This window comes from Enterobacter sp. PL_is379 (assembly GCF_055817355.1).
Map to the genome: position 1 here is coordinate 193,923 of NZ_JBVPGT010000030.1, position 25,611 is coordinate 219,533.

Annotated in this window: 24 protein-coding genes; 10 read left to right on the top strand and 14 right to left on the bottom strand. The window is 57.8% G+C overall.

Translation table 11 applies throughout. From position 1 onward, the window contains the following. Genes AC0TOY_RS15150 through AC0TOY_RS15170 form a run of 5 tightly spaced genes read left to right on the top strand, consistent with a single transcriptional unit; the run spans position 1 to position 3,461 of the window. Positions 1-723, top strand: coding sequence for a DUF1365 domain-containing protein (locus AC0TOY_RS15150; protein ID WP_473722046.1), 723 nt, complete (start codon positions 1-3; stop codon positions 721-723). Beyond that, positions 720-1,940: a class I SAM-dependent methyltransferase gene (locus tag AC0TOY_RS15155; RefSeq protein WP_473722047.1), complete on the top strand. Its 1,221-nt coding sequence runs from the start codon at positions 720-722 to the stop codon at positions 1,938-1,940. The genes AC0TOY_RS15150 and AC0TOY_RS15155 overlap by 4 nt, the downstream gene beginning before the upstream one ends. Further along, positions 1,937-2,422: a DUF2878 domain-containing protein gene (locus AC0TOY_RS15160; RefSeq protein ID WP_473722048.1), complete on the top strand. Its 486-nt coding sequence runs from the start codon at positions 1,937-1,939 to the stop codon at positions 2,420-2,422. The genes AC0TOY_RS15155 and AC0TOY_RS15160 overlap by 4 nt, the downstream gene beginning before the upstream one ends. Further along, entirely contained in the window at positions 2,419-2,940 is a 522-nt protein-coding gene (locus AC0TOY_RS15165) for a chalcone isomerase family protein (protein WP_473722049.1), read from the top strand. Before AC0TOY_RS15160 ends, AC0TOY_RS15165 begins: the two co-directional genes overlap by 4 nt. After that, a complete protein-coding gene (locus tag AC0TOY_RS15170; RefSeq protein WP_048989718.1) occupies positions 2,937-3,461 on the top strand; it encodes a DUF3833 domain-containing protein in 525 nt (174 codons plus the stop codon). The genes AC0TOY_RS15165 and AC0TOY_RS15170 overlap by 4 nt, the downstream gene beginning before the upstream one ends. Positions 3,462-3,885: 424 nt before the next feature. Here the strand turns inward: AC0TOY_RS15170 and AC0TOY_RS15175 are convergent, their stop codons facing one another. Both AC0TOY_RS15175 and AC0TOY_RS15180 read right to left on the bottom strand, forming a co-directional pair. After that, positions 3,886-4,344 carry a DMT family transporter gene (locus AC0TOY_RS15175; RefSeq protein WP_473722050.1) on the bottom strand — a complete coding sequence of 153 codons (459 nt, stop codon included), beginning with the start codon at positions 4,342-4,344 and terminating at the stop codon, positions 3,886-3,888. Between the two features lie 3 nt (positions 4,345-4,347). Continuing rightward, positions 4,348-4,782: a DMT family transporter gene (locus AC0TOY_RS15180; protein ID WP_157189127.1), complete on the bottom strand. Its 435-nt coding sequence runs from the start codon at positions 4,780-4,782 to the stop codon at positions 4,348-4,350. Positions 4,783-4,877: 95 nt separating this feature from the next. On the opposite strand from AC0TOY_RS15180, the gene AC0TOY_RS15185 reads away from it, so the two are divergent. Further along, entirely contained in the window at positions 4,878-5,810 is a 933-nt protein-coding gene (locus AC0TOY_RS15185) for a LysR family transcriptional regulator (RefSeq protein ID WP_473722051.1), read from the top strand. A gap of 5 nt (positions 5,811-5,815) precedes the next feature. Here AC0TOY_RS15185 and AC0TOY_RS15190 read toward each other — a convergent pair whose 3' ends face one another. Both AC0TOY_RS15190 and AC0TOY_RS15195 read right to left on the bottom strand, forming a co-directional pair. Then, a complete protein-coding gene (locus tag AC0TOY_RS15190; RefSeq protein WP_473722052.1) occupies positions 5,816-6,844 on the bottom strand; it encodes a methionine synthase in 1,029 nt (342 codons plus the stop codon). A gap of 23 nt (positions 6,845-6,867) precedes the next feature. After that, a complete protein-coding gene (locus tag AC0TOY_RS15195) occupies positions 6,868-7,842 on the bottom strand; it encodes a DUF1852 domain-containing protein (protein WP_290094912.1) in 975 nt (324 codons plus the stop codon). A gap of 232 nt (positions 7,843-8,074) precedes the next feature. Between AC0TOY_RS15195 and AC0TOY_RS15200 the strand changes: the two genes are divergently transcribed. After that, on the top strand, positions 8,075-8,614 hold the full coding sequence (locus AC0TOY_RS15200) for a DUF2058 domain-containing protein (RefSeq protein ID WP_008502315.1): 540 nt from the start codon (positions 8,075-8,077) through the stop codon (positions 8,612-8,614). A 7-nt stretch (positions 8,615-8,621) separates the two neighbouring features. Here AC0TOY_RS15200 and AC0TOY_RS15205 read toward each other — a convergent pair whose 3' ends face one another. Together AC0TOY_RS15205 and azoR are read right to left on the bottom strand one after the other, a co-directional pair. Continuing rightward, positions 8,622-9,308: an RluA family pseudouridine synthase gene (locus AC0TOY_RS15205; RefSeq protein WP_048990896.1), complete on the bottom strand. Its 687-nt coding sequence runs from the start codon at positions 9,306-9,308 to the stop codon at positions 8,622-8,624. An 89-nt stretch (positions 9,309-9,397) separates the two neighbouring features. Continuing rightward, positions 9,398-10,003 (bottom strand): FMN-dependent NADH-azoreductase, encoded by a 606-nt coding sequence (azoR, locus tag AC0TOY_RS15210; protein ID WP_008502313.1) that lies wholly within the window; start codon positions 10,001-10,003, stop codon positions 9,398-9,400. Positions 10,004-10,208: 205 nt separating this feature from the next. Here azoR and hrpA point away from each other — a divergent pair, with 205 nt between their 5' ends. Next, positions 10,209-14,111, top strand: coding sequence for an ATP-dependent RNA helicase HrpA (hrpA, locus tag AC0TOY_RS15215; RefSeq protein WP_473722053.1), 3,903 nt, complete (start codon positions 10,209-10,211; stop codon positions 14,109-14,111). A gap of 53 nt (positions 14,112-14,164) precedes the next feature. Here hrpA and AC0TOY_RS15220 read toward each other — a convergent pair whose 3' ends face one another. The 5 genes from AC0TOY_RS15220 to AC0TOY_RS15240 all read right to left on the bottom strand — a co-directional run bounded on the left by AC0TOY_RS15220 (position 14,165) and on the right by AC0TOY_RS15240 (position 20,512). Beyond that, on the bottom strand, positions 14,165-14,824 hold the full coding sequence (locus AC0TOY_RS15220) for an O-methyltransferase (protein WP_473722054.1): 660 nt from the start codon (positions 14,822-14,824) through the stop codon (positions 14,165-14,167). Positions 14,825-14,900: 76 nt separating this feature from the next. After that, positions 14,901-16,280 (bottom strand): efflux transporter outer membrane subunit, encoded by a 1,380-nt coding sequence (locus AC0TOY_RS15225; protein ID WP_473722055.1) that lies wholly within the window; start codon positions 16,278-16,280, stop codon positions 14,901-14,903. Then, complete coding sequence (locus AC0TOY_RS15230) at positions 16,280-17,359, bottom strand: HlyD family secretion protein (RefSeq protein ID WP_473722056.1); 1,080 nt, start codon at positions 17,357-17,359, stop codon at positions 16,280-16,282. Before AC0TOY_RS15230 ends, AC0TOY_RS15225 begins: the two co-directional genes overlap by 1 nt. 22 nt (positions 17,360-17,381) lie before the next feature. Then, positions 17,382-19,034: an MFS transporter gene (locus tag AC0TOY_RS15235; RefSeq protein ID WP_473722057.1), complete on the bottom strand. Its 1,653-nt coding sequence runs from the start codon at positions 19,032-19,034 to the stop codon at positions 17,382-17,384. A gap of 158 nt (positions 19,035-19,192) precedes the next feature. Beyond that, positions 19,193-20,512 (bottom strand): MFS transporter, encoded by a 1,320-nt coding sequence (locus tag AC0TOY_RS15240; RefSeq protein WP_090418188.1) that lies wholly within the window; start codon positions 20,510-20,512, stop codon positions 19,193-19,195. A 327-nt stretch (positions 20,513-20,839) separates the two neighbouring features. On the opposite strand from AC0TOY_RS15240, the gene AC0TOY_RS15245 reads away from it, so the two are divergent. Beyond that, a complete protein-coding gene (locus AC0TOY_RS15245) occupies positions 20,840-21,634 on the top strand; it encodes a YdcF family protein (RefSeq protein WP_473722058.1) in 795 nt (264 codons plus the stop codon). 62 nt (positions 21,635-21,696) lie between these two features. Here the strand turns inward: AC0TOY_RS15245 and gap are convergent, their stop codons facing one another. Then, a complete protein-coding gene (gene gap, locus AC0TOY_RS15250) occupies positions 21,697-22,698 on the bottom strand; it encodes a type I glyceraldehyde-3-phosphate dehydrogenase (RefSeq protein ID WP_473722059.1) in 1,002 nt (333 codons plus the stop codon). Positions 22,699-22,887: 189 nt separating this feature from the next. On the opposite strand from gap, the gene cybB reads away from it, so the two are divergent. Continuing rightward, positions 22,888-23,418 carry a cytochrome b561 gene (gene cybB, locus AC0TOY_RS15255; protein WP_473722060.1) on the top strand — a complete coding sequence of 177 codons (531 nt, stop codon included), beginning with the start codon at positions 22,888-22,890 and terminating at the stop codon, positions 23,416-23,418. An 89-nt stretch (positions 23,419-23,507) separates the two neighbouring features. On the opposite strand, the gene AC0TOY_RS15260 is transcribed toward cybB, so the two are convergent. Together AC0TOY_RS15260 and AC0TOY_RS15265 are read right to left on the bottom strand one after the other, a co-directional pair. Next, on the bottom strand, positions 23,508-24,575 hold the full coding sequence (locus AC0TOY_RS15260; protein ID WP_473722061.1) for an oxidoreductase: 1,068 nt from the start codon (positions 24,573-24,575) through the stop codon (positions 23,508-23,510). Positions 24,576-24,588: 13 nt separating this feature from the next. Further along, complete coding sequence (locus tag AC0TOY_RS15265) at positions 24,589-25,332, bottom strand: DeoR/GlpR family DNA-binding transcription regulator (protein ID WP_061715203.1); 744 nt, start codon at positions 25,330-25,332, stop codon at positions 24,589-24,591. Between the last annotated feature and the right edge of the window lie 279 nt (positions 25,333-25,611).

The following is a 25,611-nucleotide window of genomic DNA, read 5'->3' on the forward strand; positions in this document are numbered from 1 at the left end:
ATGAACAGCTGCCTTTACCACGGCATCTTACGCCACCGCCGCCTGCAGCCGAAAACCCATGAGTTTCGCTACAGCGTCTTTATGGCCTGGCTGGATCTCGATGAGCTGCCGCTACTGGCGTCCGTCGGCGTGCGGCGCAATGGCTTTGCCGCCGCCTCGTTCCACGACGCGGACTACCCGCTCGGCACGCCGCTTAAAGAGAACGTGCTGAGCAGGCTGGAGAGCCTGACCGGGGAACGTCCGGACGGTCGGGTCATGCTCCTGACGCAGTTGCGCTATTTCGGGTTCCATTTCAATCCGGTCAACTTTTACTACTGCTATGACGGGAAGGGTACCCTGCGCTGGGTGCTGGCGGAGGTCCGCAACACGCCGTGGAACGAGCGTCATTATTACGCGGTCGACGGGCAACATGCCCAGCCCACGGAAAAAGCGTTTCACGTTTCTCCCTTCAACCCGATGGACATGATCTACCACTGGCGCTTCAACGACCCGGATAACACGCTGCATATGCACATTGAAAATCATCAGGAGGCGAAGGTGTTCGACGCCACGCTTGCGCTGCGCCGGGAGCCTCTGACGCGCCCCGCGCTGCGTTCGCTGCTCCTGCGTATCCCGCTTATGACCCTGAAAACCGTTTTCGCCATTTACTGGCAGGCGCTGCGCCTGTGGCTCAAGCGCGTGCCGCTGTATAACCATCCCGTCAGCAGGAGTGAACGCTCATGACCGATCCCGTCTTTGCGTTAGAACCCGATATCCCGCGCAACGTGCGCCTTGCGCGCTGGCTGCTTTTTCGTCTGTTAAGCGGCATTCGCGGCGGCTCGCTCACGCTGCGTGAAGGGGCACAGACCTTTCATTTTGGCGAGACATCCTCCGCGCTGCATGCCGACGTGCAGATACTTACGCCCGGCGTTTACTGGCGCGTCTTAACGGGCGGGAGCCTTGCCGCGGCAGAAGCCTGGATGGACGGCGAATGGGAAACCGCGCACCTCACGCCGCTACTGGAACTTCTGGCGCTCAACGGCGAGGTGCTTGGTCGTCTCGAAAACGGGTTCCGTCTGTTCGGCAGGCCGCTGGAGCGGCTACGCCACTGGACGCGACGAAACTCCCGCGCGCAGGCGCGTGAAAATATTGCCGCCCATTACGATCTGGGTAACACCTTCTATGCCCATTTTCTGGATAAGGAGCTGCTCTATTCCAGCGCGCTGTTTACCGCTGACGAGCAGGATCTCACTGCGGCTCAGCAGGCCAAAATGGCGCGCCTGTGTGAACAGCTGGCGCTAAACCCGGGTGACCATCTGCTGGAAATTGGCACCGGCTGGGGCGCGATGGCGGAATACGCGGCCCGTCATTATGGCTGTCGGGTGACCACCACCACGCTATCGCAGGAGCAATACGTCTGGGCGACCGAGCGGATCTCCCGCGCCGGACTGCAGGATCGGGTCGAGGTGCTGCTCTGCGACTATCGCGACCTCACCGGACAGTACGACAAGCTGGTCTCGATAGAGATGATTGAAGCCGTCGGGCAGCGCTATCTGCCCACGTTCTTCCGTACCTGCCAGGCGCGGCTGCGCCCGGGAGGTCGCATGGCAATTCAGGCCATCACTATTCAGGATCAGCGCTATCGCGACTACAGCAAAAGCGTCGATTTTATCCAGCGCTACATTTTCCCAGGCGGCTTCCTGCCGAGCATTACCGCGATGAACGAGCTGATGACGCGCCACACCGATTTCGTGGTGCGCAATCTGTTCGACATGGGTCCCGACTATGCCCGCACGCTGGCCCACTGGCGGCAGCGCTTTGTCCACGCCTGGCAGGAGATTGAAAAGCTCGGCTTTGATGAGCGGTTTCGCCGCATGTGGCTGTATTACTTTGGCTACTGCGAAGCCGGGTTTAACGCCCGCACCATCAGCGTGGTGCAGTTGACCGCCGAGCGCGTATGAAACGATATCTTCAGGTCTTTCTGCTGGCCGTCGCGTTCGATCTTTACTGGGCGCTGGTGGTGCTCTTTCGCGAACAAGGCCTGACTGTCTGGCTTGCGCTGTCGATCCTGGCATGCCTGCTCTTGCCGTCTGTATACCGTTTTTACGCCATTGGGCTGGCCGCGGCGGGCAGTTTGCTGGATACGCTCTGGGCGCTGACGGGACTGATAGCCTTCACGGGCGAGTCTCTGATGCCGCTATGGATGGTGGCATTGTGGCTGATGTTCGCCACCGTCTGGACGCAGCTTACGCGCACCACCACGTTGCCCGGGTGGCTGCTGACACTGCTGGCGGCCGTAGGAGGCCCGGTGGCGTACCTGATTGGCGAGCGGCTGGATGCCATCACATTTCTGGAGCCGACCTTTATCGTCGTCAGCTGGATGGCGCCGGGCTGGCTGGTGCTGATGCTGTTTTTCCACCTGCTGATGGGGAGACAAAAATGAGAGCTGCGATTTTGCTGCTTTGGCTCATCGCCATGCCCGCGGCCCAGGCCGCCGACTGGCTGGCGTGGCGTAAGGTGGGCGATGCCACGCTTACCTGGGGGCCGTTCACCGTCTATACCTCCCAGCTGCGCACGCCGGACGGGCGTTACGGTCGGGAGAACCAGGATCAGGCGCTGATAATTACCTATGCGCGCGACATCGATCGCGATGAGCTGGTTGAGGCGACCCGCGACCAGTGGCAGGCGCAGGGGATCCTGGCGCAGGAACCGCAAAGCGAAGCCTGGCTGCGGATGCTCCGGTCGCTGTGGCCGGATGTTCGACCGGGCTCACAGCTGGCGTTTGTCCTTGATGACCAGCAGGGGCAGTTCTGGTACCGCGATCCGGTCCTTCAGAAAACCTTTATTCCCCTGGGACCACGCCAGTCAGAAGCGTTCAGTACCCGCTTTCTGGCCATCTGGCTGGCTCCCCGTACGCAATATCCTGAGCTGCGTCAGCAGTTAATCGGAGGCCAAAAATGAAACGTTTTCTGATGATGGTGCTGGCATTAACGATGCTGCTGGCGGGCTGTAGCACGGAGGTGACCGAGTACCGCCAGCAGCAGCCGCGGCTTGATATTTTCCATTACTTCCAGGGAAAAACCGAAGCGTGGGGGATGGTGCAGGATCGCAGCGGCAAGCAGATCCGACGTTTTCACGTTGAGATTGCCGGAGACGTTATCGGCGATACGCTGACGCTCAACGAACATTTTGTTTACGACGACGGTGAGAAGCAGCAGCGGGTCTGGCATATCCGGCGCCTGGGGAACGATCGCTATGAGGGCACGGCGGGAGATATCGAAGGGGTGGCGACGGGGCAGGCCGCAGGCAACGCGTTCAACTGGCATTACAGCATGAACGTGAAGGCCAACGGCAGCACCTGGCTACTGAACTTTGACGACTGGATGTACCTGCAGGATGAGAACCATCTGTTTAATAAAACCGAGATGAAGAAACTGGGCGTCACCGTCGCCACGGTGACGCTGTTTTTCACCAAGGGATAAGGGATCCCCACTCAATTTGTAACCAGAAGCGATTCGGATTTTTTAAATGACATGATTATTTTGCAGCGATGACCTGGTCCGGCTGTAAATCGCTGAGGCGTTTCCTGCAGGCCGGGGCGAGGCGCAGGGATGCGCCGAGAGGGCGGGCTTTACAGGGATGTTACCTCCGCCCGTCCCCGATAAGCCGGAAGGAATAAGCCGAAGGGACCGCGAAGCGGCGATTTACCGCCGGGAGCCCGGGTCGCCAGGGTGGTGGCGATTGAGCCACCCTGGCACGTTCACAGGTCATGTCGTTACAGAGTAGCAAGGAACATAAAGTGAACGGAATGACCACTACAGCCGTATGTTCCCCCTCACCCTAACCCTCTCCCCAAAGGGGCGAGGGAACTGTTTCGTGTCTACGCTGTGTCCGCAAGGTGTGATGTCATGCCCCGGCAGAACGGGTTTTACTACCCGAGTAAATAAAGACAAGCGCAATCCCCAGGCAGACTACCGCCCCCAGACGACTCGTTGAAAAGGAAATGGCGGGATTACCCAGCCAGCCAAAGTGATCAATCAGCATGCTCATGGCGAGCTGGCCAAAGATGACCGCCACCGTGGCGACGGCGGTGCCGATGCGCTGTACGGCGAGTACCATAATCACGATATAGGGCACGCCGAACATTGCTCCGAGAAGCTGCCATTTCGGCACGTCCAGCAGCGTAGCCGACTGCTCAGGCTCAAAGAAGAAAATGAGCAGGGCGGTCACCAGCGCGCCGACGGAAAACGTCAGAAACGCGCTTTTAAAAACGCCCACGCTGCTGCCGAGCTGTCCGTTAATGGCGGCCTGAATGCTCAGCGTCGCGCCGCCGCACACGGCCAGAAGGATCATAATCAGTGTCATACGTTACCCCTGTGCGACCAGAATCAGTGCCGCAATGATGAAAACCAGTGCAATAATGCGCTTCGCGTTTATCTTCCTGTGTGGCGAACCCAGCAGACCATAATGGTCAATGATCAGGCTTTTAAAGACCTGGCCGGCCAGAATGCCAATCATGGTCATGGCGATGCCGATGGTGGGTGTCGCCACGGTCAGGATGACCACGTACACTGGCCCGAGCACGCCACCGAGCAGCTGCCAGCCGGGCTGTGCGAAAAATGACGGGCTGTTGCGCGGGCTGAAAAACAGCATCAGCAGAAACGTTAGCGCGGCGCCGACGCCAAAAATGCTGAACGTCGCCCACAAATCCCCGACCTTTCCCCCCAGCGGTCCCAGCAGTCCCGCCTCGACGGAGAGGCCCATCCCGCCGGCAATCACCAGTAAAATCAAAACAAACTGCATTCTTCTTCCTCCGTTTTCAGGCGGAGAAGATTACGTGGGTTGTTCAATGAGAAAAATGCCATAATGCTGGAAACACCTTTGCGAGAAATGCATTAATGGTTGACGCCAGCAACATCAACATCCGCGCGCTGCTGATCTTTATCGATGTGTATGAAGCGCAGAACTTCTCCGTCGTGGCGCGGCGGCAGGGGATATCGGCCTCGCAGATATCGCGCGTGATCCACCAGCTTGAGGACGCGCTCGGGCAGCAGCTTTTCTATCGCAATACGCGGGCCGTCATTCCCACGGAAAGCGGTCATCTGTTTGTTCGCTACGCCCGGTCGATGGCGGAAAATCTGGAAGAGGCGCGCCGGGAGCTGGACGCGCGTGCGGTGGAACCGTCCGGTGCGATCCGCATTAACGGACCGGTGTTTTTCGGCCAGAAGCACATAGCCCCAGGACTTCCCGGCCTGTCGGAACGCTATCCTCGCCTGAGCGTAGAGCTGACGCTGACCGATGATTTTATCGATCCCCACCGGGATGCGGCGGATGTTATATTTCGGATTGGCGTGCTGACGGACTCCTCGTTTCATGCGCGAGTGTTCGGGCAGCAGGTTTATCATCTGGCCGCGTCGCCGGATTACGTGCGTAAACATGGTGCACCTGACGGACCGGACGATCTGAACCGTCATCACTGTCTTGTCTATCGCGGATCGTCAGGGCCAAACCGCTGGCTCTTTCGCAGGAAGGGCGAGGCGTGGATACACTATCCCGTGACGCCATTGATGACCTCCAATAATGCGGAGGCGTTACTCGCTGCGGCGCTGGGTGGAATGGGGATCGTGCTGTTCCCGGACTGGCTGGTGAGTGAACAGCTCCAGCGCGGTGAGCTGATTCCGCTCCTGCCCGCGCTGGAGTGTGCCATCAATACGGAACAGCAGGCTATTGCGGCGATCTATCCTGATGCCCGACATCCGCCCCTGAACGTCAGGGCGGTAATTGATTATTACGTCGAGCGCTTTGGTACGCCGCTTTACTGGCAAAGGTAAGGGGATTACGCGCCAAGCTCTTTGCGGATAATCTCTGCGCCAGCGCTAAGTGCTTTCAGCTTGCCGTTAGCGACCTCACGGGAGAGGGGAGCCATACCGCAGTTGGTTGACGGATACAGCTTGTCGGCATCGACAAACTGCAGCGCTTTACGCAGCGTATCGGCCACTTCCTCCGGCGTTTCAACCGTGTTGGTTGCCACGTCAATCGCGCCAACCATCACTTTCTTGCCGCGGATCAGCTCCAGCAGATCCATCGGCACGCGGGAGTTGTGGCACTCCAGAGAGATGATGTCGATGTTAGAGGTCTGCAGCTTAGGGAAGGCCTCTTCGTACTGGCGCCACTCGGATCCGAGCGTCTTTTTCCAGTCGGTATTGGCCTTGATGCCGTAGCCGTAGCAGATGTGTACCGCGGTCTCGCACTTCAGCCCTTCAATGGCGCGCTCCAGCGCGGCAATACCCCAGTCGTTGACCTCATCAAAAAAGACGTTAAACGCCGGTTCATCAAACTGGATAATATCCACGCCTGCGGCCTCTAGCTCTCGCGCTTCCTGATTGAGGATTTTGGCGAATTCCCAGGCCAGCTTTTCGCGGCTTTTATAGTGCGCGTCGTAAAGGGTATCGATCATGGTCATCGGCCCGGGCAGGGCCCATTTGATTGGCTTGTCCGTGAGCTGGCGCAGGTATTTTGCATCGCCGACGAAGACCGGTTTCTGGCGCGCGACGGCGGAGACCACGGTCGGCACGCTGGCGTCATAGCGGTTACGAATGCGCACCGTCTGGCGGTTCTCAAAATCGACGCCGCTCAGGTGTTCAATAAAGGTGGTGACGAAGTGCTGACGGGTCTGTTCCCCGTCGCTGACGATATCGATTCCCGCACGGATCTGCTCATCCAGAGACAGGCGCAGCGCATCCTGCTTGCCCGCCAGCAGTTCCTGATCCTGCAATTTCCAGGGTGACCACAGCGTTTCAGGTTGCGCAAGCCAGGTCGGCTTAGGCAGGCTGCCAGCCGTTGAAGTCGGGAGCAATGTTTTCATAATAAGAGACCTTTTTTGAAGTATTAAAGCGTGTAGTTATCAGACCACTGCTCAAGAATGTGTTTGTAAGGCTTAATGAAGTACTCTTCAGTAAATCGACCCTGTTCAATCGCCAGACGGCTTCGCTCTTCCCGGTCATACACAATTTTGGTTAAGGAGTGATCCTGCTGGTTCAGATCCGGTCGGTAGAACAGTCCGGCCGCCGAGTTGGCGTTATAAATTTCCGGGCGATAGATCTTCTGGAACGTCTCCATCGTGCTGATGGTGGCAATCAGTTCCAGATCGGTGTAATCGCTCAGCAAATCCCCGGTAAAGAAGAACGCGAACGGCGCCACGCTGTGTTCCGGCATGAAGTAGCGCACGCTCAGGCCCATCTTCGCGAAGTACTGCTCCGTTAGCGATTCGCCATCCGGCTGATACTCAACGCCCAGCACGGGGTGCTGATTACCGGTGCGGCGGTAGGTGTCTTTGCTGGAGACGCTCAGGCAAATCACCGGTCCTTTTGTGAAGTTCTCTTTGTATTCCGGTGAGTTCACAAAGTGGCGGAAAATATTGCCGTGCAGCTCGCCAAACTTTTCCGGAATGCTGAAGTGCTGCTGGTTCTTGTTATGCTCCAGCAGCAGGACGCTGAAATCATAATCCCGCACGTAAGACGAGAAGTTATTCCCGACGATGCCAGGGATGCGCTGGTTGTTTTTCTTGTCGACAATATACGTTTGCAATATCTCAATGGCCGGGAACGGTTTTTCCGCGCCAATGTTCAAATCGACAGAGATGATTTCAAGCTCAACCGCGTAGCGATCGGCATTTGGGTTATCCCAGCGCGCTAAGGCGTTGAAGCGGTTGTTGATCATCACCAGGGTATTGCGCAGGTTCTCCTGACGTTTTTCCCCGCGGGCCAGGTTGGCAAAGTTAGTGGTCGTACGCGTATTTTCTGACGGGTTGTAATTCTCATCGAAGCAACTGCGCTTAAGGTTATATGTGAAAGCTTTGCTCATTGTGGTTATGCATCCTAAGTTCATGTTGCTAAGAAGTTACCAATGCATAATTTATGCCTGAGCCCGCGGCGCAGGGGAAGTGACTTAATTTCACTGCAACATGAGCGAACTTCATGAAGTGTAATGCGCGAGGTGTCGCTGCGCTTACCCGGCCTACGATTCTGCTAATGTCGCACTCTTTCCTCAATTCCCGCTATAATCCCCAAAATTTCCAACCGGTTTAGAAACAATCATGACAAAACTCACCTTACAAGAGCAGATGCTGAAAGCGGGCCTCGTCAGCAGCAAGAAAGCGGCGAAAGTGCAGCGTACGGCAAAGAAATCACGCGTGCAGGCGCGTGAGGCCCGTGAAGCGGTCGAAGAGAACAAGAAGGCGCAGATCGAGCGTGACAAGCTGCTGAGCGAGCAGCAGAAGCAGGCCGTGCTGGCGAAAGAGTTTAAGGCGCAGGTGAAGCAGCTAATTGAGATGAACCGCATCACCGTGGCAAAAGGCAACATCACCTTTAACTTTACCGACGGTACGCTGATTAAAAAGATTGAAGTCGATAAGCAAACGCAGACCCAGCTGATCAATGGCCGTCTGGCGATTGCGCGTCTGGTGCTAAATGCTAACGGTGACTGCGACTACGCGATCATTCCGGCAGTGGTGGCCGATAAAATTGCCCAGCGCGATGCCGACAGCATCGTGTTAAACAGCGCGCTCAGCCAGGAAGAGCAGGACGAAGACGATCCGTACGCGGACTTCAAAATCCCTGACGATTTGATGTGGTAAACCGCATTCAGAACGGGGCGGCGTGACGGGCGTTAACCGGCTCGCCGCTCACGGGATGAATAAAATTCAGCTCGCTGGCATGCAGCATCAGCCGGGGCGTTTCTTCAGCGCCCGGCACGTCAAGACCGCCATACAGATCGCAGCCCAGAATAGGGTGCCCCAGCTGCTGGCAGTGAATACGCAGCTGATGGGTTCGCCCGGTCTCCGGGATCAGTTTCACCCGCGTTAACGGCAGCCCCGTCCCCTGATAAAACCGTTCCACCACCCGATAGCGGGAGCGGGCGGGTTTACCGGTGATGGCGCAGATCGACATCAGCGGGAACAGCGCCGGGTCTTTGGCAATCGGCGCATCGATTACACCTTCGTCATTTTCCACATGTCCGCAAAGCAGGGCGCTGTAGGCTTTCTCCACGCTGCGCTGGCTGAACTGCTGGCACAGCGCCGCGTTGATGGCTTTATTGCGCGCAACCACCATCAGCCCGGACGTGCCAAAATCCAGACGGTGCACCAGCGTGCAGCCGGGGAACGTCTGAACCAGACGATAATGGACGGAATCAAGGTTTTGCGGATTTTTGCCCGAGAGGCTGAGCAGGCCGGAAGGCTTATCGATCAGCAGCAGATGCTCGTCCTGCCAGAGAATTTCGATCTCATCGAGACAAGGTGGGGCAATAAAGTTATCGACGATTACAGACATCAGGCCGCCCGGCTGGAGAGTGGGAGCGGATGATAACGAAAAGCGGGGAAAAGAAAAACCCTCCCACCGGGCGGTGAGAGGGTGAAGTCTTACGCTGCAACCAGGCTGTCGATTGCGGCTTTCGCGTCGGTTTGCGCTTTGGTCGCCACTTCCGGACCGTAAGCGATACCTTCCGCGAACACGAAGTTCACGTCAGTGATGCCGATGAAGCCGAGGAACAGGCTCAGGTATGGCGCAACCAGGTCGGTTGGGGTGTCTTTATGGATGCCACCGCGGCTGGTCAGGACGATCGCACGTTTACCTTTCACCAGACCTTCCGGGCCGTTCTCGGTGTAACGGAAGGTTACGCCAGCGCGCGCTACCAGGTCGAAGTAGTTCTTCAGCTGGGTTGGGATGTTGAAGTTGTACATTGGGGCGTTGATGACGATAACGTCGTGCGCCTGCAGCTCAGCAATCAGTTCGTCGGACAGGGCCAGCGCTTCCTGCTGACGCGGAGACAGCGGTGCATCGCTTGGGCGCAGCGCGCCAACCAGCTCACCGTCCAGCACAGGAATTGGGTTTGCAGCCAGGTCACGCACGGTGATTTCGTCAGCAGAATGCTGTTCACGCCACTGTTCAACGAAGTAATCAGACAGCTGACCAGACTGAGAGTACCCTGCCAGAATGCTGGATTTCAAAACTAATACTTTGCTCATGGGTGATTCCTGTTGTTGCATTTGATTGAAGGGGGTTGCCCCGTTGCTTGTTGACACTCTATTCACAATCCTGCCACAGAGATAGCGCAATATATCGAAGCCTATGTTCGAATTTTTTGAATAAGGCGCGAAAGGCGCCGATGTGGTACTCTATAGCAATCATTAAAAAGAGAGTTTATCAGGGCGTGTACTGCCCTTTAACGCTATGACAGAACAACAAAAATTCACCTTCCCGATGCTCCTGCAACAGCTTGATTCTCTGACGCTGCGCGACAAACAGCGCTTCGCCCGCCGTCTGCACGGCGTCAAGAAGGTTAAAAATCCTGATGCACAACAGGCCATTTACCAGGAGATGGCGAAAGAGATTGAACAGGCTGCAGGGAAAGTTGTGCTGCGCGAAGCCGCACGTCCGGCGATTACCTATCCGGAAAACCTGCCCGTCAGCCAGAAGAAACAGGACATTCTCGAGGCCGTACGCGACCACCAGGTGGTGATTGTCGCGGGGGAAACCGGTTCGGGGAAAACCACCCAGCTGCCGAAAATCTGTATGGAGCTGGGCCGCGGGATCAAAGGCCTGATTGGCCACACCCAGCCGCGTCGTCTGGCGGCGCGCACCGTTGCCAACCGTATTGCCGAAGAGCTGCAGACGGAGCCGGGCGGCTGCATCGGCTACAAGGTGCGATTCAGCGACCACGTTAGCGATAACACCATGGTCAAGCTGATGACCGACGGTATTCTGCTGGCGGAAATTCAGCAGGATCGCCTGCTGATGCAGTATGACACCATCATCATTGACGAAGCGCACGAGCGTAGCCTGAACATTGATTTCCTGCTCGGCTACCTGAAAGAGCTGCTGCCGCGTCGCCCGGATCTGAAAGTTATCATCACCTCCGCGACCATCGACCCGGAGCGCTTCTCGAAGCACTTCAACAATGCGCCGATTATCGAAGTCTCTGGTCGTACCTATCCGGTCGAGGTGCGCTATCGCCCGATTGTTGAAGAGGCGGATGATACCGAGCGCGACCAGCTGCAGGCGATTTTTGATGCCGTTGACGAGCTGGGTAACGAAAGCGCGGGCGATATTCTGATCTTCATGAGCGGCGAGCGCGAAATTCGCGATACCGCCGATGCGCTCAGCAAGCGCGACCTGCGCCACACCGAGATCCTGCCGCTGTATGCCCGCCTGTCCAATAGCGAACAGAACCGCGTCTTCCAGCCGCACAGCGGACGCCGCATCGTCCTGGCGACCAACGTGGCGGAAACCTCGCTCACCGTGCCGGGCATTAAATACGTGATCGATCCGGGTACGGCGCGCATCAGCCGCTACAGCTACCGCACCAAGGTCCAGCGCCTGCCGATTGAGCCCGTTTCGCAGGCGTCTGCTAACCAGCGTAAGGGCCGCTGCGGGCGCGTGTCTGAAGGGATCTGTATTCGTCTCTATTCCGAAGACGATTTCCTGTCGCGTCCGGAATTCACCGACCCGGAAATTCTGCGCACCAACCTGGCGTCCGTTATCCTGCAGATGACCGCCCTGGGGCTGGGCGACATCGCGGCGTTCCCGTTCGTCGAAGCGCCGGACAAACGCAACATTCAGGACGGTGTGCGTCTGCTGGAAGAGCTCGGGGCGATTACCACCGACGAGCAGGCGACGGTCTACAAGCTGACGCCGCTGGGTCGCCAGCTCAGCCAGTTGCCGGTCGACCCGCGTCTGGCACGCATGGTGCTGGAAGCGCAAAAGCACGGCTGCGTGCGCGAGGCGATGATCATTACCTCGGCGCTCTCCATTCAGGATCCGCGCGAGCGTCCGATGGACAAACAGCAGGCGTCGGACGAAAAGCACCGCCGCTTCCACGACAAAGAGTCCGATTTCCTCGCCTTTGTGAACCTGTGGAACTACCTCGGCGAGCAGCAGAAGGCGCTCTCCTCGAACCAGTTCCGCCGCCAGTGCCGCGTGGATTTCCTCAACTACCTGCGCGTGCGCGAGTGGCAGGATATCTACACCCAGCTTCGCCAGGTGGTGAAAGAGCTGGGCATTCCGGTCAACAGCGAACCGGCGGAGTACCGCGAAATTCATATCGCGTTGCTGACCGGCCTGCTGTCCCACATTGGGATGAAGGACGCCGAAAAGCAGGAGTATACCGGCGCGCGTAACGCCCGTTTCTCCATCTTCCCGGGTTCCGGCTTGTTCAGGAAGCCGCCGAAATGGACCATGGTTGCGGAGCTGGTGGAAACCAGCCGCCTGTGGGGGCGCATTGCCGCACGTATCGATCCGGAATGGGTGGAGCCGGTGGCGCAGCACCTGCTTAAGCGCTCGTACAGTGAACCGCACTGGGAGCGCGCGCAGGGCGCGGTGATGGCGACCGAGAAAGTGACCGTTTACGGCCTGCCGGTGGTCGCCGCGCGTAAGGTCAACTACAGCCAGATTGACCCTGCGCTCAGTCGCGAGCTGTTTATCCGCCACGCGCTGGTGGAGGGCGACTGGCAGACGCGCCACGCCTTCTTCCGTGAAAACCTGAAGCTGCGCGCCGAAGTGGAGGAGCTGGAGCACAAGTCCCGCCGCCGCGACATTCTGGTGGACGACGAGGCGCTGTTTGAGTTTTACGATCAGCGTATCAGCCACGATGTTATCTCTGCCCGCCACTTCGACAGCTGGTGGAAGAAGGCCAGCAAAGAGACGCCGGACCTGCTCAACTTCGAAAAGAGCATGCTGATTAAAGAGGGGGCGGAGTCGGTCAGCAAGCTCGACTACCCGAACTTCTGGCATCAGGGCAACCTCAAGCTGCGTCTGACCTATCAGTTTGAGCCGGGGGCAGACGCGGACGGCGTGACCGTCCACATTCCGCTGCCGCTGTTAAACCAGGTGGACGAGAGCGGGTTCGAGTGGCAAATCCCCGGCCTGCGCCGCGAGCTGGTGATTGCGCTGATCAAATCCCTGCCGAAACCAGTGCGCCGCAACTTTGTGCCTGCGCCAAACTACGCGGAAGCGTTTTTAGGCCGCGTCACGCCGCTGGAGCTGCCGCTGCTGGACGCGCTGGAACGTGAATTCCGCCGCATGACCGGGACGACCATCGACCGCGACGACTGGAACTGGGATCAGGTGCCCGATCACCTGAAAATCAGCTTCCGCGTGGTGGACGATAAAAACAAAAAGCTGCTGGAAGGGCGTTCCCTGAGCGAGCTGAAAGAGGCGCTGAAAGGCAAAGTCCAGGAGACGCTCTCTGCGGTGGCGGACGACGGTATCGAGCAGAGCGGGCTGCACATCTGGAGCTTTGGCCAACTTCCGGAAAGCTACGAGCAGAAGCGCGGCAACTATAAGGTGAAAGCCTGGCCTGCGCTGGTGGACGAGCGCGACAGCGTGGCGATCAAACTGTTTGATAACCCGCAGGAACAGCAGCAGATGATGTGGCGCGGGCTGCGTCGCCTGCTGCTGCTCAACATCCCGTCGCCGATCAAGTATCTGCACGAGAAGCTGCCGAACAAGGCCAAGCTGGGGCTCTACTTTAACCCGTACGGCAAGGTGCTGGATCTGATTGACGACTGCATCTCCTGCGGCGTGGACAAACTCATCCACGAGGCGGGCGGTCCGGTCTGGACGGAAGAGGGCTTTGCTCAGCTTCATGAAAAGGTGCGCGCGGAGCTGAACGACACCGTGGTGGAGATTGCCAAACAGGTCGAGCAGATCCTCACCGCCGTGTTCAACATCAACAAGCGCCTGAAGGGGCGCGTGGATATGACCATGGCGCTGGGGCTCTCGGACGTGAAGGCGCAGATGGCGGGGCTGGTCTATCGCGGCTTTGTCACCGGCAACGGCTTTAAGCGCCTGGGCGATACGCTGCGCTATCTGCAGGCGATTGAAAAACGTCTGGAAAAAATGGCTATCGACCCGCACCGCGATCGCGCGCAGATGTTGAAAGTGGAGAGCGTGCAGCAGGCGTGGCAGCAGTGGCTCAACAAGCTACCGCCTGCCCGCCGCGACGATGAAGACGTGCAGGCGATCCGCTGGATGATCGAGGAGCTGCGCGTCAGCTTCTTTGCCCAGCAGCTCGGTACGCCGTATCCGATTTCGGATAAACGTATCCTGCAGGCGATGGAGCAGATTTCCGGTTAAAACCCGGTTTTCTCCCTCTCCCTGTGGGAGAGGGCATCAGCCCGCACATTTTTTCACCCGTTCACCATTGCCAGCGTAAACCCATCCCATCCCTTAACCCCCACCGTTTGCAGCGCGGTGGCGGTTAAGCGCGGATTATCTCCAGTCATCTCAATAAACCGACGCACGCCCAGCACGCGCGCGTCGTCGCTTTGCCCGTTAATGACCTCGCCGTCGCGCACCACGTTATCGCCAATGATTACCGTGCCGGGACGGGAATAGTGCAGCGCCCACTCCAGATAGCCGGGATTGTTTGGCTTATCGGCATCGATAAAGATCAGGTCGAACGGTGGAACGTCACCGAAATTCTCCAGCGAGCTCAGGGCCGGGCCTTCAATTAATTCAATACGTTCGTTTAGCCCCGCGAGATGAATATTCTGGCGCGCAACGCTGGCATGCGCGGGATCGGCCTCAAGCGTAATCAGCTTTCCGTCCGGCGGCAGGGCGCGCGCCATCCAGATAGAGCTATAGGCACCCAGCGTCCCGATCTCAAAAATGCGCCTTGCCTGCGTCATGCGCACGAACAGCGCCAGCAGTTGCCCCTGATTGGCCGCGACATCGTGTTCAGGTAACCCGGCGCGTTTGTTGTTTTCCAGTACCTGCTGAAGTACGTCATCGTCAGGAATAAGCGAAGAAATCATGTAATTATCTACTGCAGACCATTGTTGTTGCATAGATTGACTCCTTGGATTTTTCTCCCTCTCCCTGTGGGAGAGGGTCGGGGTGAGGGCATCAGCGCGCAAGCCGGGTTCATGCACTCTTCCAGCCGCCGCCCAGCGCTTTATACAAATCAATCTGCGCCAGCAGCAGGTTATTTTTCACCTGCACCACGCTGGTCTGAACCGAGAACAGCGTGCGCTGCGCGTCCAGCACGTCAAGATAGGAGGAATAACCGTTGCGATAGCGATTCTGCGCAATGCGCAGCGTATCCTGGGCCACATCCTGCTGGGCAAGCAGTTCCGTCAGCTGTTCCTGATAGCGACTTATCGCATCAAGGCTGTTGTTCACTTCGGCAAACGCGTTACGCACGGTTTTTTCATAGGCGTACAGCGCCTGGTTCCGCTGGGACTGAGAAATATCCACCTGCGCATTCAGCGCCTGGCGGTTCAGCAGCGGGGCGAGAATACTGCCCCCGACGCTCCAGAGTTGAAGCGGGTTGTCCAGCAGGCCTGAAAGGGTGCGATCCTGAACCGATCCGGTGGCGGTCAGGTTGATCGACGGCAGCAGGCTGGCACGTGACGCCGCGAGCGAGGCATCCGCCGCCACCAGCTGGCGTTCGGCCTGAACGATATCCGGTCGACGATTCAGGAGCGTAGAAGGCAGCTGCGACGGCAGCGTCAGCGGCGTCAGCGCCGCAAAGCTTTCGCTGCGTGCCACCGCGCCGGGATTGCTTCCCAGCAGCAGGCTCAGGGCATTCTCCTGCTGCGCAATCTGGTGCTGCAGCACGGGCACCTGCGCCCGCGTTGAGCGAAGTTCGGAATCCGACTGCATCAGCTCCAGGCGCGAACTGTAGCCCGTCTCAAACTGACGTTTCGCAAGGTTAAATGCCTCTTCGCGCGATTTCAGCGTGGACTCCGTCACGCGCAGCTGTTCGTCAAGCGAGAGCAGGGTGACATAGCCGGATGCAACGGAAGACGCGACGGTCAAATCCGCGGCGGCAGCGGCGGCTTTTTGCGCCTCCAGCGAGGCTTCGGCGGCATTGGCCGTGCTGCGGTTGACGCCCCAGATATCAACGTCATAGCTCGCCGTCAGGCTCCCTCTGTACAGCGTGCCGTAGACCGGCAGCCCGGTCGCGGCGGATTGCGAACGGGCGCGCGTCCCCGTTACGCCCGCGTCAAGCGAAGGAAACAGGCTGCCGTCGGCCGCGAAGACCCGCGCCTGATACTCGTTAATTCGTTCGCGGGCGATCAGCACGTCGCTGTTATTCTTAAGCGCCTGATCCACATAGCGGTTGAGGTTGTTGTCATGGAAATTGCGCCACCAGAGCTGCTCCGCCGGGCTGGCAGGGCCGGCGTCAGCTCGCCACTGGGTGGGGATGTGCAGCGTCGGCTGCGCCGGTTTGACATCGACGGACTGGCACCCGGCCAGCATGACCGCTGCCACCAGCGCGGCTATCGGGCGAAGGATCATTACTTCGCCTCCCGCGTATCAATGGTCACCTGTACCGACATACCCGGACGCAGCAGCGCGGAATCTTCTGGCTTGCCGAGCACCTCGATGCGCACCGGGATACGCTGGGCTATTTTGACAAAGTTGCCGGTGGCGTTGTCCGGCGTGATGGCGCTGAATTCAACCCCGGTTGCAGGCGAAATGCTCTCCACGCGGCCCTGATACGCTTTGTCGTTCAGGGCATCGACGGTGAATTTTACAGGCTGACCGACGCGTAGCTCCGCGAGCTGGGTCTCTTTAATATTGGCAATGACCCAGTGCTGAGGCGGCACAAGGGTGGTGAGATGGGTCCCGGCGGTCACATACGCCCCGAGACGCACGGCGATCTGGCCGAGCTGACCGTCACGCAGCGCCACAATGCGGGTGTTTTGCAGGTCAATCTGCGCCAGCTCCAGCGCCGCTTTTGCGTTTTCAACATCCGCCTCCAGCGCACCGCGATTGACAATCACCGTCTGCAGATCCTGACGCGACATCTCAAGCGCCGCTTTCGCCTGGTCGATGTCGGCGCTACCCTGAGCGGCACTGGCCAGCGCCGCGTCGCGCTCGCGAATCGAGAGCGAGCCGTCTGACGTCAGCTCTTTCACCCGCTTTAAATCCGCCTGCGTTTTCAGGCTCTGGGCGCGGGCGTTTTTCAGCGCCGCGTCATTTTTTGCGATGACGGCTTCGGCGCTTTTACGCTGCTGCAGGTTGTTATTGAGGGCGGCAATTTTCATCGCCAGCTGTGCCTCGGCCTGGTGCACGCGCTGACGATAAATGCGGTCATCAATCTGCAGCAGCAGGTCGCCTTTTTTGACCTGCACAAAGTCCTGAACCTTCACCTCGGTGATATAGCCATTCACCTGGGGGCTGATAAACGTCGTCTGGCCACGCACGTAGGCGTTATCGGTAAACTGCGCGTGGCGAGTGAACGGCGGCAGCTGCCACGCATAAAGGATCACCAGAACGCCGACAATACCGATGGCAGCGGCGGTGAAAACGGAAACAATGCGCACATTTTTGCGGGTGTTGGCCTGCTCTTTGGCGGCATCCTGCTGACTCATAAACTCTCCAGAAATATTTTAATTATTTGTTGCCGGTGGCGTTCTTCAGCGCCAGACGGGCAGTGATGCGCAGGCGCAGCAAGCGCCATAAAATCCAGACCAGCGTGGCTGCAGCGATGCTCGCCGTTAGCAGATAAGTATCGTTGTAAGCCAGAATATTCGCCTCCAGCGCGGTGACCGTTTGCAGCTGCGTTATCGCCTGCGTTCCCAGCAGCGCGCTGTCGCCAATCAGGCTTTTATACATCTGGGTATAAAGTTGAATTCGCTCGTTGACCAGCGGGTTGAGCGTGGTGAGCTGGTCCGCCAGCAGGCTGGAGTGGTACTTCTCGCGCCAGGTCTGGAAGGTGCCGAGGATCGCGGAGCCCAGCAGACCGCCCAGGTTCTGGCTCATGCCAAACATCACCGAGAAGCTGACCAGGTTGCGCGGGTCGGCGATCACCCCGCCAATGGCGGCCAGCATGGCGGGCGCCAGGAAGAAGGCGCTGCCAAAGCCCAGCAGGAACTGGCTCAACATCAGCTGATCCGGCCGGGTCAGGTTGTTGGACTGGCTGTCCAGCAGCGAGGCAACAATCATCAGGGCCAGAGAGGTGATGATTGGCCACGCCAGTTTCGTCGGCTTGATGGTGAGACAGCTGGTGACAATCCCGAAGACGATCCCGGCGAAAATGGACCACGCCAGGTAGGTCATCTGCTCATTCTGTAATCCCACATACTGCAGCCAGCCGATGACGCCGGTGTTTTGCTCTGCCAGCACGATACGGATCAGCAGCATAATCAGCCCCAGACGAACGATGCTGCCGCTCGACAGCCAGCGGGTGTTCAGCAGCGGGTTGGCACGGTTATGTTCAAAGACGATGGCAGCCACAATCAGCACCAGCGATAGCGCCAGCGACCAGCCGATCCACGGCGCTTCGAACCACCAGTCAAGACGGCCTAAGGAGAGCACGGCGCAGAGCAGGGCCATACCGGGGGCCATTAAAAAGAAGGTGATGAAGTCTTTTTTCTCAAAGACCTTGCGCCGGTCGCCCGGCGGTAGTTTTAAGGCGATGACGCAGGCCAGGGAGATCAGCGCCAGTCCCAGCTCAAAGAAATAGAGCCCGCGCCACTCGTCCAGCTGCAGCAGTTCGGTCGAAAACAGGCGGGCCAGCGGGATGGCGAGTGACGATCCGGTGATGCCGATGGTCAGCGCCTTGAGGCGGTGCTTCGCCGGCCAGGCCTGGATCTGATAGTAAATCCCCAGCGAGCTGAGCGCGGCGGCCACCATCCCGTGCGCGGCGCGAACCATCAGCGCCGAGCTGAGGTCGTTCACGAACAGGTGGAAAAAGGTCACCAGCACGTACAGCACCAGAAAACCTTCCGTAAAGGCGCGCAGGCCGTACTGCTGGCGGAATTTAACCAGCAGCAGGTTGATGGAGATGTTGGTCATCACATAGACCGCGGGCAGCCAGGCGATTTCGGTCGACCAGGCCCCGAAGGTCCCCTGCAGATTTTGCAGGTTGGCGGTCACCACCGCATTTCCCAGCGCCCCCGTCAGGCACACCAGCAGGCCCACGACGCCGTAGGCAATGCGTTTTGGCGTACTGTGTTCGGGCGTGGAGGGCGAACCCAGCAGAGCGGGTTTCTCATGTGGCTGCCACTCGCGAGGAGCATAAGGGTCGCGTTCGGGCAGGCGCATAACGTCGTTTACCTTAGAAATAATTGAATAATTAGCGGGCTAGCGATTCTACGTCTGCCGCAAATGATAATTCAAGTGAATATGATTTACGCATGTTAATCAAATGGTGAAGGGAAATTTAAGGAAAAAGAGCGGCCCGCAGGACGGGCCGGGAAGGGTCAGAGACGTTCGGGCTGCGCCTGGATGAGAGTGGCGCGCTTAACGCGGCTGGCGCAGAAAATCGCGATTAAAGAAATGGTCACCGTGACGGCAAGATACCAGGCCACCGGCACCCAGTCGCCGTCGTATTTTGCCAGCAGTCCGGTCGCAATCAGCGGCGCGGTACCGCCTGCCAGCGCGGCACCCAGCTGATAGCCTAGAGTAATGCCGGTGTAGCGCACGTTTGCACTAAAGATTTCAGAGCACAGCGTGCCCAGTACCGCGGTGACAGGGGCCCACAGCACGCCAAAGGCGATGATCGTCGCGAGCACGATACCCCATGTGGTGCCGGTATTGAGCAGCATAAACCACGGTACGATAAACAGGCCCAGCACGAAGACGCTGATCGCGTACATGCGCTGACGGCCTACCTTATCGGAGAGCAGCCCCATTAGCGGGATCATAATGGTCGCCACCAGCGCACCCAGCGTCACGGCTTCCAGCGCCTGCGATTTCTGATACGTCAGCGTGCTGGTGGCATAGCTCACCACGAAGGTCGAGAAGATGTAGAAGGGGGCGGTTTCAACCACCTTCAGACCGGCGGCAATCAACACTTCACGCCAGTGATGCTTCAGCGTATCGCGCAGCGGGGCCTTAGCCACCTGACCGGACGCTTTGACTCGCTTAAAATCGGGCGTTTCATCAATATCTTTGCGGATCCACAGGCCGAGCAACACCAGAACCGAGCTTAGCAGGAACGGGATGCGCCAGCCCCAGGAGAGGAAATCCGCCTCGCTGAACAGGGTCATCAGCGAAACGATAAAAGTTGCCATCAGCATACCGATGGTGACGCCCGCCTGCGGAATACTGCCGAAGAAGCCTTTACGTTTTTCTGGCGCATATTCATAGGCCAGCAGTAGCGCGCCGCCCCATTCACCGCCAATGCCCATCCCCTGAATGATACGCATCAGGATCAGCAGAGCGGGCGCCCACAGGCCAATCATCTCATACGTGGGCAGCAGGCCAATCATGACGGTTGCACCTCCCATCAAAGAGAGGGTCAACACGAGGGTTTTTTTACGTCCGATGCGGTCGCCAATGTGGGCGAAAAGTACCCCACCAATGGGGCGAATAAAGAAGGTTAAGGAGAAAGAGAGATAAGAGAGAATGAGTCCGATCACCGGATCGACCATCGGGAAAAAGATCTTATTGAAGACCAGCGCGGCCGCCGTACCGTAGAGAAAATAGTCAAACCATTCAATGGCGCTCCCGGTAAGGCTGGCGATTAACACCTTTTTATTTTTTCGTAATACCGTCGTCGTACTTTCATGTTCTGTCATGACCAGAAACCCCGCCACGTTGATGATGAGAGAGGTGTCACCTGGCGCGCTTCAGGTGCAACCTGTGATGATGAAAAAGGTTGTGAAATTGTTAAGCAACTTAGGGTTGGATGTTGCGTTTGGCAAGCGCAGGGGGGATAAAACTGGTCAGATCACGGTGAAATAAGTAGCGCTGGGTGCTTTTTCATGACGCCTGTACAATACAATGTTTTGTAAGGCTGGAAATCAAAAGCATAATAGGCAGGTGCAACCCGATGATTTTTGGATGTTTCTGGTTATTTCAGAAAAATGATAAATTCGGTGCTTCAACAACGTGAGGAGTTCACCATGGTTCAGCCCCATTTTCCCGTTCTGGCGAATGCCACGCTGGCGGCCATCAATACTGTCGGTGAATGGCTGGCGCAGGATGACCTGAGCGCGACGCGTCCGCTCCCGGAAGTCGATGCGGTGATTCTGGCAGGAAACGCGGTGATCCCAACCATTGACGCGGCCTGCCGGATGGCCTCTCAGCAAGACGTGCCGCTTCTGATTAGCGGCGGCATCGGGCATTCGACTAGCTTTTTATATACCGCGATTGGCAATCATCCGTGTTACCACACCGTACCGGTCACCGGGCGGGCTGAAGCGAGCATTCTTGCCGACATTGCGCGGGCGTTCTGGCAGATCCCCGAGGCGCAGCTGTGGGTTGAGGATCGCTCCACCAACTGCGGTGAAAACGCGCGCTTTAGCTGGAACATGCTGAAACAGCATCATCGAACGACCGGGCGGGTGCTGGTGGTGCAGGATCCCACGATGCAGCGCCGCACGATGGCGACGTTTGCCCGCGTTTGTCGGGATGAGCCCGTTTCGCCGCAGTGGGTCAGCCATCCCGGGTTTACGCCGACGCTGCAAAACGGTAACGAGGGCGTGGAATTCAGCGAGGGCAACACCGGCCTGTGGCCCGTTGACCGTTATCTTTCACTGGTTATGGGGGAACTGCCGCGCCTGTATGATGACGCCAACGGCTATGGCCCGGCCGGGCGGGATTTTATCACGCACGTTGAATTCCCTGAGGCCGTCACCGCCGCATGGAAACAGCTGCAGCAGGATCCTGTCCTGACGGGTGCACGTAATATAATTTAGGCACGGAACAATCCCCTCGCCCCTTTGGGGAGAGGGTTAGGGTGAGGGGTAGGTAGGAAAAATCACAGCGCCGCAAACTTATCCAGCGTCCGCACCAGCTGCGTCACGAAACCATACTCGTTGTCATACCACGCGACGGCTTTCACCAGCTGCAGCTCTCCCGCTTCTGACACCTCCGTCTGCGTGGCGTCAAACACCGAACCATAATGTGAACCAATCACATCTGATGAGACAATCTCTTCATCGGTATACCCGAACGATTTATTGCCCTGCGTCGCCTTTTTCAGCGCGGCGTTGATCTCCTCAACGGTCACTTTCTTGCCCAGAATGGCCACCAGCTCGGTTACCGAACCCGTTTTAACCGGCACGCGCTGCGCGTGGCCTTTCAGTTTGCCGCTGAGCGCAGGGATCACCAGACCAATGGCTTTGGCGGCACCGGTGGTATGCGGAATGATATTCTCTGCCGCCGCCCGCGAGGCGCGAAGATCTTTCCCGCGCGGGCCATCCACCAGCGCCTGCGTACCGGTATAGGCGTGAATGGTGGTCATGGTGCCCACTTTTATTTCAAACGCATCGTTCAGGGCTTTGGCCAGCGGGGCGAGGCAGTTGGTGGTGCAGGAGGCGACGGAGATGATGGTATCACCAGCGTCAATGGTGTCGTCGTTCACGCTGTAGACGATGGTTTTCATGTCACCCGCAGGGGCAGAGATCAGCACTTTCTTCGCGCCGGCGTCCAGGTGCGCCCGTGATTTCTCTTCAGAGGTATAAAAGCCGGTGCACTCCACGACGATATCCACACCGGCGGATTTCCACGGAATGTGCTTCGCCTCTTTTTCGGCGTACACCGCAATGGTTTTACCGTCAACAATCAGCGCATCCTCGGTGAAATCCACGCTCCACGGGAAGCCACCGTAGTTGGAATCATGCCTGAGCAGGTAGGCCAGCACTTTCGGGGAGGTGAGGTCGTTGATGGCGACGACGGTATTACTGTCCTGGGTTTCAAGAAGGCGACGCAGGACAAGGCGCCCAATGCGTCCAAAGCCGTTAATGCCAATTTTACTCATGGTGTTCTCCTGTAAACGTGTCGATGCGACAGTTTGAACTCATCCAGGCTTAGACCATCACGGGCAGGGCGGCAATTGAAGATGCTTCATGCGGGAGGAAGTATTTGAAAAACCATACAGAAAAGTTAATGAATTTTTAAGGAAAGGGGATTATGTTGGCGCGGTAACTGTTTTTAATCGGGAAATCACATGCGCACTAAATATACAAGCCTGCAAATCGGCATCCACTGGCTGGTGTTTCTGTTAATCATCGTCGCCTACTGCGCCATGGAGTTCAAAGGTTTCTTCCCGCGCACCGCGCGTCCGGCGATCAATATGATCCACGTGTCATGCGGGATCGGTATTCTGGTGCTGATGGTGACGCGTCTGCTGGTTCGCCTGAAATTCCGTGCGCCCCCGATTCAGCCGAAGCCAAAAGCGATGGTGACGGGGATGTCTCATCTGGGGCACCTGGTGGTGTATCTGCTGTTTATTGCGCTGCCGCTGATCGGGATTGTGATGATGTACAACCGGGGCAGCGACTGGTTTGCCTTTGGCCTGGCGATGCCGCATGCGGCGGAGTCCAATTTTGATCTGGTGGATACGCTGAAGGAGTGGCACGAGACGCTGGCAAACCTGGGCTATTTTGTGATTGGCCTGCACGCGGCGGCGGCGCTGATGCATCACTATTTCTGGAAAGATAATACTCTTCTGCGCATGATGCCGAAAAAGCGTTCGTAGTCTTCTCGCCCGGCGGCGCTTCGCTTTCACGGGCCTACAAACGGCTCTGAATCGTAGGCCGGGTAAGCGCAGCGCCACCCGGCTTGTTTTTAACCCAACAGAGCACGCTCTTCAGCCGTTAACGCCAGCGCCTGCGTTGACCCCGTCTCCGACGACTTCACCACCGCTTCCAGCACGGCCATGACCGCCAGCGCCTCAACAGGGTGGACAGGGTTGGTGATTTTCCCGCGTAACGCATCACGTACGCTGATGTAATACTGGCGCTGATCGCCTTTCGGGGTAGGGATCGTCTGTGGTGCACCGTCAGCCCCAAAGAACACCATACTGTCGCTGTCTTCGCCCCAGGCTTCACTGCCCGGGATCACCCCTGACAGCAGCTGTGCTTCCTGCTGATCGATTCTGGCCTTCACCACGCTGCCTTTGTCCCCGTGGACGGTAAAGCGCGCCGTGCCGCCAGCCACCAGCATGCTGGCGTGCAGAATCACCTTATGCTCCGGGTAGTTTAAGACCACGTGCGCCCAGTCGTTAATTTCTGCGCCGTCGCGCAGCGTCGCGATATTCCCCTGAACCGACTGCGGCAGGCCAAAGAGCTGTAGCGTCTGGTCGATAAGATGTGGGCCCAGGTCAAACCACAGGCCGCTCCCGGGGACGTTCTGCTCGCGCCAGCGCACGCGCACTTCCGGGCGGAAGCGGTCAATATGCGACTCCAGGTGTTTAACCTTGCCGAGCGTGCCTTGCTCAATAATCTGCTTAATGCCGAGGAAATCGCTGTCCCAGCGGCGGTTATGGAAGACGGAGAGCAGCAGCTGCTTTTCGTCCGCCAGCGCAATCAGGTCGCGGGCTTCCTGCATGTCGAGGGTGAAAGGCTTATCCACGACCACGTGTTTACCCGAGTTCAGGGCCAGCGTCGCCAGCGGGGCGTGCGTGGCATTGGGGGAGGCAATCACCACCAGATCGATATCAGGATGCTGAATGGCCTCTTCCGGTGTCGCCACCACCTGTACGTCCGGCAGATCGCGTTTAACCTTCTCTTCATCACGAGAAGAGACCACTGCCAGCTTAATCCCGTCCACAGACTGGATCAGCGGGGCATGGAAGGTTTTACCGACAAATCCATACCCGATCAGCGCAATGTTGATTGTTTGAACGTTACTCATGACCTTCTCCACGTTAATTCGCGCACACCGTGACCTGCAGTGCGCTATGGTCCCCAAGCTCAGGCCAGGGACGATCTAAAAAGAGTTGTTGAATGCCGGATAACCCGGATACCAGATACGGCTCGCAGCGGTTAATTTTCAGGTGATCCGCGACAATCCAGTGCGCATGGCTGGCGTCGAGCATCGCGCGTTTCACCTCGGCATCCGCTTCTTTACCGGCGCTCAACCCCAGTTCGGCATGAATGGCGCATGCCCCGAGGATGGCGATATCTGCCCGATAGCGGGACAGTAAAGACAGCGTGGCGCTGCCGGCAAACAGGCGCTGCTTGTGGTCCCATTTTCCACCGAGCAGGATCAGCTCAACGTCTTCCCGGTCGCTAAAGTGCTGGGCGATATCCAGCGATGTGGTAATGACGGTGAGCGGCCCCTGAAGAAAGGTGGCGACGGCCATCACCGTGCTTCCGGCATCCAGAAACAGGGTGGAACCCGGTGGAACCCGCTGTGCGACCTGTTTACCCAGGCGCTGTTTGGTCTCTGGCAGCAGCGTATTGCGGCCCTGACGGTTCATGGCGGAGAGGTTGAGCGCGATGGCTCCGCCGTGGTTTTTCTGCGCAAGGCCCTGGTTTTCCAGGTCGGTCAGATCCCGACGGATAGTATCGGCTGAAACCTGCAGCTTTTCGGCCAGGTCGGTGATGCTGGCCTGGCCATGCTCGCTGAGGATATCCAGGACGTAGCGTTGACGAGCGGTTTTGTGCATGGGAGTACATTCCTGCAAAATGTCGCAATAGTTTGCATAATACAGCATTTTGACGCAGAGAGAAGAGGATTGTGGTCATGACGATGTACAGCGGTGTGATGATTCAGATAGGTGATTATTAAAATTTTATTAAGCAGGTATAAGGAAGCCGTTTTGAATGTTAATCACAATGTTATTGTTATGTTTTATTTAACGATTTGGGCTATGTAACCAACGTATTGTCATTGTGTGGTTTTAAATGCTGTTAAATTAAAATAATGCAGTTTTTAATTGCTTTAA

Excerpts from the sequence above, each read along its gene's own strand:
- AC0TOY_RS15150 (WP_473722046.1), top strand. The coding sequence starts at position 1 with ATGAACAGCTGCCTTTACCACGGCATCTTACGCCACCGCCGCCTGCAG.
- AC0TOY_RS15155 (WP_473722047.1), top strand. The coding sequence starts at position 720 with ATGACCGATCCCGTCTTTGCGTTAGAACCCGATATCCCGCGCAACGTG.
- AC0TOY_RS15160 (WP_473722048.1), top strand. The coding sequence starts at position 1,937 with ATGAAACGATATCTTCAGGTCTTTCTGCTGGCCGTCGCGTTCGATCTT.
- AC0TOY_RS15165 (WP_473722049.1), top strand. The coding sequence starts at position 2,419 with ATGAGAGCTGCGATTTTGCTGCTTTGGCTCATCGCCATGCCCGCGGCC.
- AC0TOY_RS15170 (WP_048989718.1), top strand. The coding sequence starts at position 2,937 with ATGAAACGTTTTCTGATGATGGTGCTGGCATTAACGATGCTGCTGGCG.
- AC0TOY_RS15175 (WP_473722050.1), bottom strand. The coding sequence starts at position 4,344 with ATGACACTGATTATGATCCTTCTGGCCGTGTGCGGCGGCGCGACGCTG.
- AC0TOY_RS15180 (WP_157189127.1), bottom strand. The coding sequence starts at position 4,782 with ATGCAGTTTGTTTTGATTTTACTGGTGATTGCCGGCGGGATGGGCCTC.
- AC0TOY_RS15185 (WP_473722051.1), top strand. The coding sequence starts at position 4,878 with ATGGTTGACGCCAGCAACATCAACATCCGCGCGCTGCTGATCTTTATC.
- AC0TOY_RS15190 (WP_473722052.1), bottom strand. The coding sequence starts at position 6,844 with ATGAAAACATTGCTCCCGACTTCAACGGCTGGCAGCCTGCCTAAGCCG.
- AC0TOY_RS15195 (WP_290094912.1), bottom strand. The coding sequence starts at position 7,842 with ATGAGCAAAGCTTTCACATATAACCTTAAGCGCAGTTGCTTCGATGAG.
- AC0TOY_RS15200 (WP_008502315.1), top strand. The coding sequence starts at position 8,075 with ATGACAAAACTCACCTTACAAGAGCAGATGCTGAAAGCGGGCCTCGTC.
- AC0TOY_RS15205 (WP_048990896.1), bottom strand. The coding sequence starts at position 9,308 with ATGTCTGTAATCGTCGATAACTTTATTGCCCCACCTTGTCTCGATGAG.
- azoR (WP_008502313.1), bottom strand. The coding sequence starts at position 10,003 with ATGAGCAAAGTATTAGTTTTGAAATCCAGCATTCTGGCAGGGTACTCT.
- hrpA (WP_473722053.1), top strand. The coding sequence starts at position 10,209 with ATGACAGAACAACAAAAATTCACCTTCCCGATGCTCCTGCAACAGCTT.
- AC0TOY_RS15220 (WP_473722054.1), bottom strand. The coding sequence starts at position 14,824 with ATGCAACAACAATGGTCTGCAGTAGATAATTACATGATTTCTTCGCTT.
- AC0TOY_RS15225 (WP_473722055.1), bottom strand. The coding sequence starts at position 16,280 with ATGATCCTTCGCCCGATAGCCGCGCTGGTGGCAGCGGTCATGCTGGCC.
- AC0TOY_RS15230 (WP_473722056.1), bottom strand. The coding sequence starts at position 17,359 with ATGAGTCAGCAGGATGCCGCCAAAGAGCAGGCCAACACCCGCAAAAAT.
- AC0TOY_RS15235 (WP_473722057.1), bottom strand. The coding sequence starts at position 19,034 with ATGCGCCTGCCCGAACGCGACCCTTATGCTCCTCGCGAGTGGCAGCCA.
- AC0TOY_RS15240 (WP_090418188.1), bottom strand. The coding sequence starts at position 20,512 with ATGACAGAACATGAAAGTACGACGACGGTATTACGAAAAAATAAAAAG.
- AC0TOY_RS15245 (WP_473722058.1), top strand. The coding sequence starts at position 20,840 with ATGGTTCAGCCCCATTTTCCCGTTCTGGCGAATGCCACGCTGGCGGCC.
- gap (WP_473722059.1), bottom strand. The coding sequence starts at position 22,698 with ATGAGTAAAATTGGCATTAACGGCTTTGGACGCATTGGGCGCCTTGTC.
- cybB (WP_473722060.1), top strand. The coding sequence starts at position 22,888 with ATGCGCACTAAATATACAAGCCTGCAAATCGGCATCCACTGGCTGGTG.
- AC0TOY_RS15260 (WP_473722061.1), bottom strand. The coding sequence starts at position 24,575 with ATGAGTAACGTTCAAACAATCAACATTGCGCTGATCGGGTATGGATTT.
- AC0TOY_RS15265 (WP_061715203.1), bottom strand. The coding sequence starts at position 25,332 with ATGCACAAAACCGCTCGTCAACGCTACGTCCTGGATATCCTCAGCGAG.